The 15,249-nt window shown below is 72.1% G+C and carries 15 protein-coding genes; 6 read left to right on the forward strand and 9 right to left on the reverse strand.

Features of this window, described 5'->3' with window-relative positions:
• The first annotated feature begins 110 nt into the window (after positions 1-110).
• Both ACFV9J_RS03395 and ACFV9J_RS03400 read left to right on the forward strand, forming a co-directional pair.
• On the forward strand, positions 111-773 hold the full coding sequence (locus tag ACFV9J_RS03395) for an IclR family transcriptional regulator (RefSeq protein WP_115746407.1): 663 nt from the start codon (positions 111-113) through the stop codon (positions 771-773).
• A 67-nt stretch (positions 774-840) separates the two neighbouring features.
• Entirely contained in the window at positions 841-1,620 is a 780-nt protein-coding gene (locus ACFV9J_RS03400) for a S16 family serine protease (protein WP_385349146.1), read from the forward strand.
• 24 nt (positions 1,621-1,644) lie between these two features.
• Here the strand turns inward: ACFV9J_RS03400 and ACFV9J_RS03405 are convergent, their stop codons facing one another.
• From ACFV9J_RS03405 to ACFV9J_RS03425, 5 genes are read right to left on the reverse strand one after another with little or no spacing between them, the layout of a single operon-like run.
• Positions 1,645-2,613 carry a glycine betaine ABC transporter substrate-binding protein gene (locus ACFV9J_RS03405; RefSeq protein WP_385349149.1) on the reverse strand — a complete coding sequence of 323 codons (969 nt, stop codon included), beginning with the start codon at positions 2,611-2,613 and terminating at the stop codon, positions 1,645-1,647.
• On the reverse strand, positions 2,610-3,506 hold the full coding sequence (locus ACFV9J_RS03410) for an ABC transporter permease (RefSeq protein ID WP_385349152.1): 897 nt from the start codon (positions 3,504-3,506) through the stop codon (positions 2,610-2,612). The genes ACFV9J_RS03405 and ACFV9J_RS03410 overlap by 4 nt, the downstream gene beginning before the upstream one ends.
• Complete coding sequence (locus tag ACFV9J_RS03415; RefSeq protein WP_385349155.1) at positions 3,503-4,753, reverse strand: betaine/proline/choline family ABC transporter ATP-binding protein; 1,251 nt, start codon at positions 4,751-4,753, stop codon at positions 3,503-3,505. Before ACFV9J_RS03415 ends, ACFV9J_RS03410 begins: the two co-directional genes overlap by 4 nt.
• Positions 4,746-5,393, reverse strand: coding sequence for an ABC transporter permease (locus ACFV9J_RS03420; RefSeq protein ID WP_385349158.1), 648 nt, complete (start codon positions 5,391-5,393; stop codon positions 4,746-4,748). Before ACFV9J_RS03420 ends, ACFV9J_RS03415 begins: the two co-directional genes overlap by 8 nt.
• Positions 5,394-5,437: 44 nt before the next feature.
• Positions 5,438-5,929: an Lrp/AsnC family transcriptional regulator gene (locus ACFV9J_RS03425; RefSeq protein WP_385350085.1), complete on the reverse strand. Its 492-nt coding sequence runs from the start codon at positions 5,927-5,929 to the stop codon at positions 5,438-5,440.
• Between the two features lie 125 nt (positions 5,930-6,054).
• On the opposite strand from ACFV9J_RS03425, the gene hppD reads away from it, so the two are divergent.
• A complete protein-coding gene (hppD, locus tag ACFV9J_RS03430) occupies positions 6,055-7,200 on the forward strand; it encodes a 4-hydroxyphenylpyruvate dioxygenase (protein WP_385349161.1) in 1,146 nt (381 codons plus the stop codon).
• Positions 7,201-7,224: 24 nt separating this feature from the next.
• Here the strand turns inward: hppD and ACFV9J_RS03435 are convergent, their stop codons facing one another.
• Both ACFV9J_RS03435 and ACFV9J_RS03440 read right to left on the reverse strand, forming a co-directional pair.
• Positions 7,225-8,661, reverse strand: a complete 1,437-nt coding sequence (locus tag ACFV9J_RS03435; protein WP_385349163.1) for a tetratricopeptide repeat protein — start codon at positions 8,659-8,661, stop codon at positions 7,225-7,227.
• Between the two features lie 63 nt (positions 8,662-8,724).
• A complete protein-coding gene (locus ACFV9J_RS03440) occupies positions 8,725-9,984 on the reverse strand; it encodes an RNA-guided endonuclease InsQ/TnpB family protein (RefSeq protein WP_385349166.1) in 1,260 nt (419 codons plus the stop codon).
• Positions 9,985-10,139: 155 nt separating this feature from the next.
• Here ACFV9J_RS03440 and ACFV9J_RS03445 point away from each other — a divergent pair, with 155 nt between their 5' ends.
• Positions 10,140-11,588 (forward strand): FAD-binding oxidoreductase, encoded by a 1,449-nt coding sequence (locus tag ACFV9J_RS03445; RefSeq protein WP_385349169.1) that lies wholly within the window; start codon positions 10,140-10,142, stop codon positions 11,586-11,588.
• A 28-nt stretch (positions 11,589-11,616) separates the two neighbouring features.
• On the opposite strand, the gene ACFV9J_RS03450 is transcribed toward ACFV9J_RS03445, so the two are convergent.
• Positions 11,617-12,045: an SsgA family sporulation/cell division regulator gene (locus tag ACFV9J_RS03450; protein ID WP_385349172.1), complete on the reverse strand. Its 429-nt coding sequence runs from the start codon at positions 12,043-12,045 to the stop codon at positions 11,617-11,619.
• A 206-nt stretch (positions 12,046-12,251) separates the two neighbouring features.
• Here ACFV9J_RS03450 and ACFV9J_RS03455 point away from each other — a divergent pair, with 206 nt between their 5' ends.
• Positions 12,252-13,793, forward strand: coding sequence for an RDD family protein (locus ACFV9J_RS03455; protein WP_385349175.1), 1,542 nt, complete (start codon positions 12,252-12,254; stop codon positions 13,791-13,793).
• Positions 13,794-14,063: 270 nt separating this feature from the next.
• The gene (locus tag ACFV9J_RS03460; RefSeq protein ID WP_385349177.1) at positions 14,064-14,747 is read left to right on the forward strand and encodes an RDD family protein; all 684 of its coding nucleotides are present in this window, start codon (positions 14,064-14,066) and stop codon (positions 14,745-14,747) included.
• Between the two features lie 25 nt (positions 14,748-14,772).
• On the opposite strand, the gene ACFV9J_RS03465 is transcribed toward ACFV9J_RS03460, so the two are convergent.
• A complete protein-coding gene (locus ACFV9J_RS03465) occupies positions 14,773-15,066 on the reverse strand; it encodes a hypothetical protein (RefSeq protein WP_385349180.1) in 294 nt (97 codons plus the stop codon).
• Positions 15,067-15,249 lie beyond the last annotated feature (183 nt).

Consider the following 15,249-nt stretch of genomic DNA (forward strand, 5'->3'; position numbering starts at 1 on the left):
AGGCCGGGCCGTCAGCCGATCGGCGGCCTCTGAAGCGCGTCACTGACGGGACTCGGTGACGCATCCGCCGCGATGAGGGCCGCCGACCTCACCACTAAGGAGTGGGCGTCGTGACCGCGGAGACCTCTCAGACGCTCGACCGGGGACTGCGCGTCCTCAAACTGCTGGCCGATACGGACCACGGGCTGACCGTCACCGAGCTGTCCCACAAACTGGGCGTCAACCGGACCGTCGTGTACCGGTTGCTCGCCACGCTGGAGCAGCACGCACTCGTACGCCGCGACCTGGGCGGCCGCGCCCGCGTCGGCCTCGGCGTACTGGGCCTGGGCCGCCAGGTGCACCCCCTGGTCCGCGAGGCCGCCATGCCGGCCCTGCGCGCGCTGGCCGAGGACATAGGGGCGACGGCCCACCTGACCCTGGTGGACGGCGCCGAGGCGCTGGCCGTCGCGGTCGTGGAGCCGACCTGGACCGACTACCACGTCGCCTACCGCGCGGGCTTCCGCCACCCCCTGGAACGGGGCGCCGCGGGCAAGGCGATCCTGGCCGCCCGCCAGCCGCCCCGGCCCACCGGCGGTGAGGCCGTGGACGACCCCGGCTACACCCTCACCCACGGCGAACTGGAGGCGGGCGCCTGCGGCGCGGCGGCCCCCCTGCTCGGCGTCACGGGGGTGGAGGGCAGCGTCGGCGTGGTGATGCTGGCCGACGTGGTCCCCGAACGGGTCGGCGAACGCGTGAAGCACGCCGCCCGGGAGGTGGCGGAGGCACTGCGGTGAGACTGCGGTGAGACGGGGCCGTGCCCGGGCGTCCGAGCCACCGGGACCGCCACGTTAGATTGACTCCGTGCTCTCTCGTCTCACGCGTCCCCGGTTCCTCGCCGTCTGCGGTCTCCCCGTCGTGGCGCTGCTCGCGACCGCCCTGTTCGCGCCCCTGCCGTTCTCCGTGGCGCAGCCGGGGCTGACGGCCGACGTGCTGGGGAAGAACCAGGGCGCCGAGGTGATCACGATCAGTGGCGCGCCGACGCACGACACCAGCGGCCAGCTGCGGATGACGACGATCGAGGCGACCGGGCCGGACGCGAGCATCCACCTCGGGGACGTGCTCGGCAGCTGGTTCGACACCGACCGGGCGGTGATGCCGCGCGACGCCGTCTACCCGAGCGGCGACGACGTGAGCGAGATCGAGCGGTACAACCAGGAGCAGATGAAGGAGTCCCAGGACTCGGCCACCACGGCCGCGCTCCGGTACCTCCGGATGGACCAGGGCGACGTCGACGTCGAGCTTCGGCTGGAGGACGTCGGCGGGCCCAGCGCCGGGCTGCTGTTCTCGCTCGGCATCGTCGACAAGCTCGGCGCCGGCGATCTCACCGGGGGCGAGGTCGTCGCCGGGACCGGGACCATCACCGACGGCGGCAAGGTCGGTGCCGTCGGCGGGGTTCCGCTCAAGACGCAGGCCGCCCGGCGGGACGGGGCCACCGTCTTCCTGGTGCCGAAGGCCGAGTGCTCGGACGCGCGGGCCGAGCTGCCGAAGGGGCTGCGGCTGATCCCGGTGACGACGCTCAAGGGCGCGGTCGACTCGCTGAAGGCGCTGGAGAGCGGCAAGGGCGACGTGCCCGCCTGCTGAACCCCGCGAGAACGGAACGCGGCCCTATCCCTCCTTCACGAAACCCCTCTCCTTCATCCAGTCCAGCGCCACCTGGTGCGGGTCCTCGCCGTCCACGTCGACCTTCGCGTTCAGGGTCTGCGCCACGTCGTTGGTCAGCGCCTTCGTGACCGGGTCCAGGACCGACGCGATCGCCGGCCACTTCTTCAGCGTGGCCGTGCGGACCATGGGCGCCGCGTTGTAGTTCGGGAAGAACTTCTTGTCGTCCTCCATCACCACCAGGTTCATGGACTTGATCCGCCCGTCGGTGGTGTACACCTCGCCGTAGGTGCAGGCGCCCTTCGCGGTCTGGGTGTAGATGATGCCGGTGTCCATCTGCGTGATGTTCCCGGCGGGCAGCGACATGCCGTACGCCTTCTCCAGGCCCGGCAGGCCGTCCGCGCGGTTGGCGAACTCGCCCTCCACGCACAGCGTCACCGCGCCCGGGTCCGACTTGGACAGGGCGGTGACCTCGGAGAGGGTCTTCGTCCGGTACTTCTTGTAGTTCGCCTGGTTCATCGCCAGCGCGTACGTGTTGTTCAGGCGGGCCGGCTCCAGCCACGTCAGGCCCTTCTTCGCGTCGGCCTCCTTCACCGCCTTCCACTGCTGCTCCGGGTCGGGGATCGGCTTGCTGTTGCCCAGGTAGGTGATCCACGCGGTGCCCGTGTACTCGTAGGTGGCGTCGGCGTCGCCGTTCTCGACCGCCGCGCGGGTGCCGACCGAGCCCTGGATGCCGGTGCGGTCGAGCACCTCGGCCCCGGCCGCCTCGAAGGCGATGCCCATGATCGCGCCGAGGACCAGTTGCTCGGTGAACTCCTTCGACGTGACCGTCAGATCGGCGCCCTCCAGGGGGCGCCCCTTCCCGATCGAGCCCGGCTCCACGTCGTCGACCATCGGGGAGCCGCTGGTCAGGCCGCACCCGGCGGAGGCGGTAAGGAGTGCGGCGGCCAGCGCCCAGCAGGTACGCCGTCTCATGTGCCCACCTCCAGTCCCCGCGGCCGCAGCAGCAGTTCGGCCAGCGAGGCCAGCCAGTCCACCAGCAGGGCGAGGGCGACGGTGAGGATCGAGCCCAGCACCAGCACCGGCATCCGCTGGCTGGTGATGCCGGTGGTGATCAGCACGCCCAGGCCCCCGCCGCCGCCGAAGGTCGCCAGCGTCGCCGTACCGACGTTCAGGACCAGGGCCGTACGCACACCCGCCAGGATGAGCGGGACGGCCAGGGGCAGTTCCACCCGGGCGAGGACGCCCAGCGGGGACATTCCGATGCCGCGGGCCGCCTCCAGGAGCGTCGGGTCGTTCGCCTTCAGGCCGGCGATGGTGTTGGACAGGACGGGCAGGACGGCGTAGATGATGATGCCGATCAGGGCGGCCCGGCGGCCGATGCCCAGCCAGATCACCAGCAGCGCCAGCAGACCGATCGCCGGGGTCGCCTGGCCCATGTTGGCGAAGGCCATCGCGAACGGGGTGGCCTTCCGGAACGCCCTGCGGGTGAGCAGGATGCCCAGCGGGATGGCGATGATCAGCACGAAGAAGGTGGAGATCACCGTCAGCTGGACGTGCTGCCACAGGGCCTTGGTGACCTGGCCGTTGCCCAGGGCGTTCTGGCTGAGCGCGTCCAGGTCCGCCTGCCGGAACCACAGCCAGGTCGCCAGCAGTACGGCGATCAGGACGACCGGCAGGAAGGTCAGCTTGCGCCAGCCGACCCGGGGGCCCGCCGCCACCGGGGACGGCGGGGGAGCCCCGCCCTGCGACCCGCCCTCCGCCTCGTCCCCGTTCTCGTCCCCGCCCTCGTCCCGGAAGGCGAGCCCCTTGACCTCGTGCTCGCCCTCGGGGCGGCGGCCGGGGAAGCGGCGCGCGGAGCTGCTCACGCGCGGCCTCCGACCTCGCCGAAGCCCTCCTGCTCGGTGTGCGTCTGGGTGGCCCGGGTCTCCTCCAGGTCGTGCTGGTGCTCCAGCGCGTCCAGCCGGTCGGCCTCCAGCAGTTCGTGCACGGAGTTCATCAGCGTCTCCATGTCGACGACGCCCTCGTACGTGCCGCGCCGCCCGGTGACCGCGACCCGCCCCGCGTTGTCGGTGAGCACCGCCTCCAGCGCGTCCCGCAGCGTCGCGTCCCGGGTCACCGTGTCGTGGACCAGCGTCCCGGCCCGCGCCAGCGAGCCCCTGGCCCGCATCAGGTCGCCGCGCCGCAGCCACTTGTAGGGGCGCCCGCGCCGGTCCAGGAGCAGGATCTCGTTGGTGCCCGACTCCCGCAGCCGGTCGAAGATGTGCTGGAGCGGGTCCTCCACGGTCACCGTCGGGTAGTCCGTGATGCCCACGTCCCGCACCCGGGTCAGGTTCAGGCGCTTGAGGGCCGCGCCCGCGCCCACGAAGCCGGACACGAAGTCGTCCGCCGGGTTGGTGAGGATCGCCTCCGGGGTGTCGAACTGCGCGATGTGGGAGCGTTCGCGGAGCACCGCGATCCGGTCGCCCAGCTTGATCGCCTCGTCGAAGTCGTGGGTGACGAAGACGATCGTCTTGTGCAGCTCGTGCTGGAGGCGGATCAGCTCGTCCTGGAGGTGGTCCCGGGTGATCGGGTCGACCGCGCCGAACGGCTCGTCCATCAGCAGCACGGGCGGATCGGCCGCCAGCGCCCGCGCCACGCCCACCCGCTGCTGCTGGCCGCCGGACAGCTGGCGCGGATAGCGGCCGTGGAACTCCCCGGCGTCCAGGCCGACCAGGTCCAGCATCTCCTCCACCCGCTCCCTGATCCGCGCCTTCGACCAGCCGATCATCTTCGGCACCAGCGCGATGTTCTGGGCGACGGTCATGTGCGGGAAGAGGCCGGAGGACTGGATCGCGTAGCCGACCTTGCGGCGCAGCTTCACCGGGTCGATGTCGGTGACGTCCTCGCCGTTGATGCGGATGCGGCCGCCGCTGGGCTCGATCAGCCGGTTGATCATCTTCAGGGTGGTGGACTTCCCGCAGCCCGAGGGCCCCACGAAGATGACCGTCTCCCCGGCCTTGATCTCCATCGACACGTTCTCGACGGCGGGCTGCGCAGTGCCCGGGTAGCGCTTGGTGAGGGCCTCCAGCTCGATGGTCGCCCCGGTGGCGCTGTCGTGACCGTTCTCAGACACGGATCCCCCTCGGAATGGTCAGCCGTCCCAGCAGCACGTACGCCGCGTCGAACAGCAGGGCCAGGACGATGATCCCGAGCGTGCCCGCGAGGACCTGGTTGAGCGCGTTCTTGCTGCCCAGCGAGGCGATCCCGCGGAAGATCTCGTTGCCGAGGCCCGGCCCGGAGGCGTAGGCGGCGATCGCCGCGATGCCCATCAGCATCTGGGTGGAGACCCGGATGCCGGTCAGGATCGGCGGCCAGGCCAGCGGCAGCTCCACCCGCAGCAGCCGCGCCGGACGCGACATCCCGATGCCCTTGGCGGCGTCCACCAGCGCCGGGTCGACGCCGCGCAGGCCCACGATCGAGTTCCGCACGATCGGCAGCAGCCCGTACAGCGTCAGCGCCGTCACCGTCGGCGGCACGCCGAGGCCGACGATCGGGATGAGCAGACCGATCATGGCCAGCGACGGGATGGTGAGGATGGTCGACGTGGTCAGGGTCGCCAGGTTCCCCGCCCAGTCGCTGCGGTAGGTGAGGACGCCGATCAGCACCCCGATCAGGGTCGCCACGACCATGCACTGGAAGACCGCGCTGGCGTGCTGGCCGGCGTCGGCGAGCAGCTGCTGGTGGCGGCTGCCCAGGAAGTCCCAGAAGTTCACGTCCGCTCACCTCCGGGATCGGTCCCGTCTCAGTCGTGTCCGTCTCAGTCGTGTCCGCCGCTGTCCCCGGCCGCCTGCTCCACCAGCGGGATGATCCGCAGCGGAACGGGGTTCTCCATGACGATCGCCGTGGCGGCCCGGACGATGCCATCAAAACCGACAACCCGGTCGATCACCCGCTGGAGATCGGCGTTCGAGCGGGCCACCAGGCGGCACAGCATGTCCCCGGTGCCGGTCGTGGTGTGCAGCTCCAGCACCTCCGGCACCGCCGCCAAGTGCGCCCGTACGTCGGCCCCTTGGCCCTGTCTGATCTCCAGCGTGGCGAACGCCGTGACCGGGTAGCCGAGGGCCGCCGGGTCCACTTCGGGACCGAAGCCGCGGATGACTCCGTTCGACTGAAGCCGGTCGAGCCGCGCCTGCGCGGTGCCGCGCGCCACCCCGAGCCGCCGGGACATCTCCAGCACCCCGATCCGCGGCTCCCGCGCCAGCAGACCGATGATCCGCCCGTCCAGCCGGTCGATCCCCGTACCCGCCATACCCGCACCCTCCCTGCTGGTCATCCTGTACAGATCGCCCGCCCGCACCCGCACGTCACTGGTCATGTTGCCCAGTGAAAACGCAAACTATTGCGCACCTTGCGAACAGGGGAGAACCTGCGGCTATGACGCAGACCACACACCACACTCCCGACACCGCCCGGCAGGCCGATCCCTTCCCGGTCAAGGGAATGGACGCGGTCGTCTTCGCCGTGGGCAACGCCAAGCAGGCCGCGCACTACTACTCCACCGCCTTCGGCATGAAGCTGGTCGCGTACTCCGGACCGGAGAACGGCAGCCGGGAGACCGCGAGCTACGTCCTGGAGAGCGGCTCCGCCCGCTTCGTGTTCACCTCGGTGATCAAGCCCTCGACCGACTGGGGCACCTTCCTGGCCCAGCACGTCGCCGAGCACGGCGACGGCGTCGTCGACCTCGCCATCGAGGTCCCGGACGCGCGCGCCGCCCACGCCTACGCCGTCGAGCACGGCGCCCGCTCGCTCGCCGAGCCGCACGAGGTCAAGGACGAGCACGGCACCGTCGTCCTCGCCGCCATCGCCACCTACGGCGAGACCCGGCACACCCTCGTCGAGCGCACCGGCTACGACGGCCCGTACCTGCCCGGGTACGTCGCCGCCAAGCCGATGGTCGCCCCGCCCGAGCAGCGGGTCTTCCAGGCGGTGGACCACTGCGTGGGCAACGTCGAACTCGGCCGCATGAACGAGTGGGTCGGCTTCTACAACAAGGTCATGGGCTTCACGAACATGAAGGAGTTCGTGGGCGACGACATCGCCACCGAGTACAGCGCGCTGATGTCGAAGGTCGTGGCCGACGGCACCCTCAAGGTGAAGTTCCCGATCAACGAGCCCGCCGTCGCCAAGAAGAAGTCCCAGATCGACGAGTACCTGGAGTTCTACGGCGGCGCCGGCGTCCAGCACATCGCGCTGAACACCAACGACATCGTGGCGACCGTCCGCGCGATGCGGGCGGCAGGCGTCGAGTTCCTGGACACCCCCGACTCGTACTACGACACGCTCGGCGAGTGGGCCGGCGAGACCCGGGTGCCCGTCGACGTCCTGCGCGAGCTGAAGATCCTCGTCGACCGGGACGAGGACGGCTACCTGCTGCAGATCTTCACCAAGCCGGTCCAGGACCGCCCGACCGTCTTCTTCGAGATGATCGAGCGCCACGGCTCCATGGGCTTCGGCAAGGGCAACTTCAAGGCCCTGTTCGAGGCGATCGAGCGCGAGCAGGACAAGCGCGGCAACCTCTGAGCCACCTGGTGACGCCGAGCGCGTCTAGTCGGGCGGGCCCTCCACCGGGGGCTCGCCCAGCTCCGCCAGCGCCCGCTTCGCCTCCGGCACCCGCAGCGGCGAGAAGTACGGGTTGATCGTCAGCGCCTCCCCGAGGTGCCGCCGCGCGGGCCCGTACCGCCCCAGCTCCTTCTCGATCACCCCCCGGTGGAACACGTACAGCGCGCTGCGCACCCCGCCGCCCTTGTCGCCGTCGGTCGCGATCGTCGCGAACTCCAGCGCCTCCTCGTCCGCACCGGTGCGGTGCAGCGCCCAGCCCAGCGCGTCGGCGACCGCCGTCCCCGGCTGCCGCCCCCACTCCACCCGCAGCCGCTCCACCGCCGCCGCCGGATCGCCGTGGTCCGCGTCGAGCAGCCCCAGCACCAACTGCTCGTCGGCCCCGGCCGCCTCCGCGCCCCGCGCCCGCTCCCGCAGCAGGTCGTACTCCACCCGCGCGGCCTGGCCGAGGCCCAGCGACTCGTACAGCTCGCCCAGCTCCAGCGCGTACTCGGGGCTGGGCCGCTTGGCCAGCGCCGCCTGGTACGCCGACAGCGCCTCCGTCGTCCGGCCCAGCGCCGCCAGCGCCCGGCCCTGCCCGGCCTGCGCGGCCCGCTGGTCGGGGTCGGTGCGCAGCGCCTCCTGGAAGAACCGCAGCGCCTCCGTCCGGTCCCCGCGCTCGAACGCGAGGCGCCCGGCCTGCTCCAGGTACGCCGCCCGCTGTGCCGGTGCCGCGGCGGCCGCCGCCGCGTCCGAGATCCGGGCCGCCGCGTCCTCCCGCCAGCCCCGGTCCCGGTAGACGGCCGCCGCCAGCGCGCCCACGGCCGGAGTGCCCGGGCGCAGCTCCATCACCTTGTCCAGGGCGCGGCCCACGCCCTTGTCGTCGCCGAGCCCGGTGTACGCGCCGATCAGCACCGCGTGCGCCGTCCACCGCTTCGGCGCCGCCTTCACCGCGCTCTCGCCCCACTTCTTCGCCGCCGGGAAGTCCCGCCGCGCCACGGCCAGCGCCGCGAGCCCCTCCAGCGCCTGCGGGTTGCGCTTCGGCCCCGTCCGCAGCGAGGCGCGCAGCGCCTTCTCGGCCTTCGGCCAGTTCGCGCCGTCGGCCGTCCGGCGGCCCTGCTCCACGTACGCGGCGCCGAGCACCGCCCACGACGCCCCGTCCAGCGGATGCGCCCGCAGATGGGTCTCCCGGTCGCCGATCAGCGCGGCCAGGTCCGGCAGCGCGGCGGGCACGCCGGTGGTGACCGCCCCGCGCGCCAGCGCCGCGGGCCCGGGTGCGGGCGGGGGAGCGTCACCGGCCCCCCAGGGGAGCAGCACCAGGACCCCGCCGAGCACGGCGGCCCCGGCCACGGAGGCGATCAGCACCCGGCGCCCGCGGCGCGATCGCCGCCAGGGTGCCGGTGCCTCGCCCTGTTCCCGCCGGGTGAGCCTCTCCATGACCTCCATGGCGCTCACTGTGCGCCCATACGACGATCACACCGGGCAGGTGACGGCTGCCGTCGACGGGGTTCACACCGATGGCCGTGGATGCGAGCCTGTGATCTTGGCTTCTTCCCCTCGTGACCGAGGGGGTCTACGGCTCGCGCCGTGTGTTTTCTGCTTCGTCGCCGACTGCCCGCCCGGAGTTCTCCGTTGAGGTCTCATACCGGCTCCACAGACTGTCACCGCCAGCCCGGCGGCCAGAAGGTTCTCGGCGGCGTTCACGTCCCGGTCGTGGGTCGTGCCGCAGCCATCGCACGTCCAGGAACGTACATGCAGCGGCATTGCGTTCTGGACAGTGCCGCAGCGGGAACACAGTTTGGAGGAGGGGAAGAAGCGGTCCACAACCACCACGTCGCGCCCGTACCAGGCGGCCTTGTACTCCAACAGGGTGCGGAACTGAGTCCACGACGCGTCCGAGATGGCGCGGGCCAGGCTCCGGTTTCTGACCATGTTGCGGACGGTCAGGTCCTCGATCACGAGCGTTTGATTTTCGCGCACGAGTCGAGTGGTCAGTTTATGCAGATGGTTCCGCCTGCGGTCGGTGATCCTGGCGTGGACCCGGGCCACCCTGCGGCGTGCCTTCTCCCGGTTCTTCGAACCTTTCTCCTTGCGAGACAAATCCCGCTGTGCTTTTGCGAGCTTTGCCCGGTCCCTGCGCTCATGGCGCGGGTTGGCGACCTTTTCTCCGGTGGACAGGGTGAGAAGGTGGTCCAGGCCGACGTCGATGCCGACGGCGCTGTCGTTTACCGGGAGCGGCTGCACGCCCGGGTCCTCGCACAGCATCGAGACGAACCAGCGGCCTGCGGCGTCCCGGGAGATCGTCACTGTCGTCGGTGTGCTGCCTTCGGGCAGCGGCCTCGACCAGACGACGTCCAGTGGCTCCGTCATCTTGGCCAGGACGAGTCTGCCGTCACGGAATCGAAAGGCGGAATTGGTGTACTCCGCCGCTGCCCGGGAGGCCCGCTTCGACTTGAAGCGCGGGTAGCCGGCCCGCTTGGCGAAGAAGTGCGCGAACGCACCCTGCAGGTGTCGCAGAGCCTGTTGGAGCGGCACCGACGACACCTCGTTGAGAAACGCGAGTTCCTCCGACTTCTTCCACGCCGTCAGCATTGCCGACGTCTGGTTGTAGTTGACCCGCTCCTGCCGTGCCCACGCTTCAGTTCGCGCGGCGAGCGCCAGGTTGTAGACCTTCCGCACACAGCCGAACGTGCGCAACAGCTCGGCTGCCTGCGCATCGGTCGGACGGAAGCGGTACTTGAACGCCCGCTTCACATAGTTGGCGGTCATACCTCACACAGTAGCCGTTTTATTTGTGACATGCCGGGAAAGGGTGCCAGTGCGCACCAATTCACCCATCGGGGTGAACCGTCGTTTCCCGCGCTGTTTTGCAGAAGCCCGATTTCTCCCCGGCTTACCGGCCGAGGTTTCTCGGAGGGAACCCAATGAGCCGTATCGAAGCGCCTCGCGATGAAGACGACGCAGCCGCGGCGGTCGACAGCACCCCCGGCAGCCCCCTCGGCGACCCGAGCACCCTCGTCGACCGGCTGCTGGCCGGTCTGCCCGCCGGGTCCGTCCTCACCGATCCCGACGTCACGGCCTCCTACGCCAACGACATGGCCAGCTTCTGCCCCGCCGGCGCCCCCGCCGCGGTCGTCCTGCCGCGCACCGTGGAGGACGTCCAGCACGTCATGCGCACCGCCACCGAGCTGCGCGTCCCCGTCGTCCCGCAGGGCGCCCGCACCGGCCTGTCCGGCGCGGCCAACGCCACCGACGGCTGCGTGGTCCTCTCCCTGACGAAGATGGACCGCATCCTGGAGATCAACCCGGTCGACCGGGTCGCCGTCGTCGAACCGGGCGTCGTCAACGCCACGCTCTCCCGCGCGGTGAACGAACACGGCCTCTACTACCCGCCGGACCCCTCCAGCTGGGAGATGTGCACCATCGGCGGCAACATCGGCACCGCCTCCGGCGGGCTGTGCTGCGTCAAGTACGGGGTGACCGCCGAGTACGTCCTCGGCCTCGACGTCGTCCTCGCCGACGGCCGCCTGATGTCCACCGGCCGCCGCACCGCCAAGGGCGTCGCCGGGTACGACCTCACCCGGCTCTTCGTCGGCTCCGAGGGCTCCCTCGGCATCGTCGTGAAGGCGGTCCTCGGGCTGCGCCCCAAGCCGCCCGAGCAGCTGGTGCTGGCCGCCGAGTTCGCCTCCGCGTCCGCCGCCTGCGACGCGATCTGCCGGATCATGGAAGGGGGCCACGTCCCCTCCCTCCTCGAACTGATGGACCGTACGACCGTCAAGGCGGTCAACGACCTCGCCCACATGGGCCTCCCGGAGACCACCGAGGCCCTGCTCCTCGCCGCCTTCGACACCACCGACCCGGCCGCCGACCTCACCGCCGTCGGCGCCCTGTGCGAGGCCGCGGGCGCCACGCAGGTGGTCCCGGCCGAGGACGCCGCCGAGTCCGAACTCCTCCTCCAGGCCAGGCGCCTGGCCCTCACTGCCCTCGAAGCCGTCAAGGGCACCACGATGATCGACGACGTGTGCGTGCCCCGCTCCCGGCTCGGCGCCATGCTGGAGGGCATCGACCGGATCGCCGCCAAGTACGCCCTCACCATCGGCGTCTGCGCCCACGCGGGCGACGGCAACACCCACCCCACCGTCTGCTTCGACGCCCAGGACCCCGACGAGTCCCGGCGGGCCCGCGAGTCCTTCGACGAGATCATGGCGCTCGGTCTGGAACTCGGCGGCACCATCACCGGCGAACACGGCGTGGGCGTCCTGAAGAAGGAGTGGCTGGCGCGGGAGATCGGCCCGGTGGGCCTGGAGATGCAGCGGGCCGTCAAGGAGGTCTTCGACCCGCTGGGCATCCTCAACCCGGGCAAGCTCTTCTGACGTTCGCTCCTTCGGCCGCTGCCGCTCCTCACCTGGCGAGCAGCTCGGCCAGCCCGTCGTCGATCCCGAGCTGCGCGCCCTCGGTCCCCGGCGGCACCGCCCGCAGGGTCCGCTCCAGCCAGGCCGACACCTGGGGCGTGGGCGCCTCCAGGAGGGCGTCGCCGTCCGGGCTGCTCAGCGCGACGAGCACGACGCTGCGGCCCTCCGTCTTCGACGGCCACACCCGCACGTCCCCGTGCCCGGACGGCCGGAAGACGCCCTCCACCAGGAGGTCGCGGGCGAACGTCCAGTGCACCGGGTGGCCGGAGTCGATGTGGAAGGTGATGTGCACGGCGTAGGGATCGTCCGTGTGGTAGCCGAGCCTGGCCGGCACCGGGATGCCGCTCTCGGGCGACAGGATGAGCCTCAGCTCCAGCTCGCGTTCCACGACGGTGGGGCCGGTGGGGTTGGTGTGCATGGCGGGTTCCTCTCCCGGGTCTCGTACGTCCTTGCGTGGAGAGAGCGGCCCGGGCCCGGAGCATTACGCGGGTTCGGGGAACTTTTTTCCGGCACGAGGTTGCCCGGAAAGGGGCGGGTACGGCGGGACCGGCGGTGCGGATTGCGCCCGTCTGATAGATGTTGAGGCCCCCCTATCAACCCCCGAGCAGATACGGGACGACGGACATGAGCGCCCCAACCCCGGCCCCCGGCGACGACAGGCCCCGCGAGGGGTATTACCCGGACCCGTCCATTCCCGGATACGTCCGGTACTGGAACGGCGCCTCCTGGGTGGCGGGCACGAGCCGCCCCGCCCCCAAGGACGGCGAGCCGCTCGCGCCCCCGCCCGGCGCGCGGCCCTCCGTCGAGGAGACCGGCCCGCACTTCTTCGACGAGGACCCGGTCGAGGACCCGCCGCCCGCCGCCGCGTCCCAGCACGGCAGCCGTCCGGAGTCCGCCGCGGCCTGGACCGCCGACCGCTCCGCCCCGTCCGGTCCCGCCGGCGCCCCGGAGCGGCCCGGCGCCTGGCCGGGCGCGGCACCGGGCGCGGACCCGCGGGTTCCGCACGCCCGGCAGGCGGCACCGCCCGCCGACGGCGCCGCGGGCGACCCCCGCGCGGGGGCCGCGGGCTCCGGCGCGGCGGGCTCGGCGGCGGGTTCAGGGGGCTCGGCGGGCGGTGACCGTCCCGCGCAGGACGCCGCGGCCGCCTCCGGCGCGGCGCGTCCGGACGCCCCGGCGGGCGCCGCGCCCGGCAGGGCGGAGGCCGAGGCCGGCAACACCTTCGTCTTCCGCCGGCCCGCGGCGGGACGGCAGGACGCCCCCGCCCCCGCGCAGGACGAGGGCACCATGACCTTCCGCGCGGTCACCCCGCGCACGGGCCCGCAGCCGGGCGGCCCCGGCGCCGAGGCCGGTCCCGGCTCCGCTCCCGGTTCCGGCTCCGGTCACGGTTCCGGCTCCGCTCCCGCCTCCGGGCCCGGGTTCGGTGCCGGCAAGGCGGCGGCCGCCCGGGCCGCCGCCGCGCAGGCGCCCCCGACGCCCGCCGCCCCCGCGGTGCCTCACCAGGCGCCGCCGCCGCAGCAGCCCGCCGCCTCCGCGCCGGTCGCGGCGGGCGGACCCGGCGGCGGTCAGACCTCCTGGGCACAGCAGGTGCACCGGCTGGCCGGAGCGGGCGCGGAGGAGCAACCGGTCGCGCCGTGGAAGCCGCCGGTCGAGGACGTGTTCCAGGCCGCCGCCCGCCGCCAGGCCGCGGCCCGGCCCGCCGGGCTCGGCAAGCGGCTGGCCGCCCGGCTGATCGACACGGTGGTCCTCGGGGGCGTCACCGCCGTCGCCGCCGTGCCTCTCGGCGTCAAGGCGGTCGACCACGTCAACGGCAAGATCGACGAGGCCAAGCTCTCCGGCGAGACCGTCACGGTCTGGCTGCTGGACGGCACGACGTCCACGTACCTGGGCATCGTGCTCGCGGTCCTGCTGCTCGTCGGTGTCGCCTACGAGGCGCTGCCGACCGCCAAGTGGGGCCGCACCCTGGGCAAGAAGCTGCTCGGACTGGAGGTCCGGGACATCGAGGCCCACGAGCCGCCGTCCTTCGGCGCGGCCCTGCGCCGCTGGCTGGTCTACAGCGTTCCCGGCCTCCTCGCCGTCGGCGTGGTCGGCGTCGTGTGGTGCCTGTTCGACCGCCCCTGGCACCAGTGCTGGCACGACAAGGCCGCCAACACGTTTGTCGCGGGCTAGCTTGGCGGGTGGGTTCGGGGGAGCGCAGGTCTCGTTTCGGGTGCGGGTGCGTTGTGGTTGCTCGCGCAGTTCCCCGCGCCCCTGAAGGGGCGCGTCCAGTGCACGCCCTTCTTTCAGGGGCGCGGGGAACTGCGCGACCAGCCCCCACGCACCCGCACCCGCCGACGCACCGTCATACCCCGCCCGGACGGCGTCGGACCACGCACCCGCACTACTCCGGACGGACCCTCGCCGGATGCGGGGAGGGAGACTCCGGGTTCGACTCGGGACATGAGCAGCGAACCGCCCCCCGGCTCCGGCGGGCAGCAGCCGCCGGACGACGACCCGCTGAGGAAGAACCCCTACGACAACCCGCCCCCGCCCCCGCCCCCCGGCGGAGGCGGCCCTTACGGCGGCCCCCCGCCCCCCGGCGGCGGCCCCTACGGCGGGCCCCCGCCCGGCGGAGGCGGCCCCTACGGCGGTGACCCGTACGGCGGTGGCGGCTACCCCGCCGATCCGCTGGCGGGGATGCCCCCGCTCGCCGACAGCGGGCGGCGCACGCTCGCGCGGATCATCGACATGATCCTCGTGGGCATCGTGGTCTGGTTGCTCAGCTGGGCCTTCAACGTCCAGGAGTACACGGTGGACGGCGACGACGTCTCCGTCGGCAAGTCCTTCGGGCAGTCCGTGATCGCCGCCGTGCTCTACATCGCGTACGACACCTACATGACCACGCGGACGGGCCAGACCCTAGGCAAGAAGTGGCTCGGGATGCGGGTGGCCAACCTGGACAACGGCGCGACACCCTCGGTGCAGACGTCGCTGATCCGCGCCCTGGTGCTGTGGATCCCGTTCGCGTTCTGCTGCGCCTGCGTGTGGACGATCATCGCGGGTGGCTGGAGCTTCTTCGACAAGCCCTACAAACAGGGCCTGCACGACAAGGCGGCCAAGACGGTCGTGGTCAGCACCCGTTGACGGACGCGGACGGACGCGGACGACCTCAGGCGGCCCGCCCGCGCGTCGCCTCGCCCGCGCCCGCGGAGACCCGGGCCGCCGCGGGCACCTGCACCGGCTCCCGGTGCGCGGCGAGCCGGTGGGCCGGCACGGCGGTCACCGCGCGAGCTTTGGGCTGGGGGACCGTCATGGCGACCAGCAGCCCGAGGGCGAGGGCCGCGACGGCGATGAGGGCGACTCCGGGACCCGAACTCGTCCGCGACAGCAGCAGCATGGCGAGCGTCGAGAAGATCACGGTGCACGTACCGTAGGCGAACTGTGCGGCAGTCGGACGGGGCATGGCCATCGTGTCCTCGGAAGGCAATCATGGGGGTGAGACAGGTTGTCGGCCTGGCTTTCCGCCGGTCTCCGGGCGTTCCGCCAAGCGACTCTAACCCGCTGTGTGCCCGAGCGGAACCAGTACTAAGCCCGACCTAACCGGCACGGCCGATGCACGGGGGGCGCACGGATTCATGACGTCCGG

The sequence above is a fragment of the Streptomyces sp. NPDC059906 genome, from assembly GCF_042730645.1.
GTDB classification, from domain to species: domain Bacteria; phylum Actinomycetota; class Actinomycetes; order Streptomycetales; family Streptomycetaceae; genus Streptomyces; species Streptomyces rubrogriseus.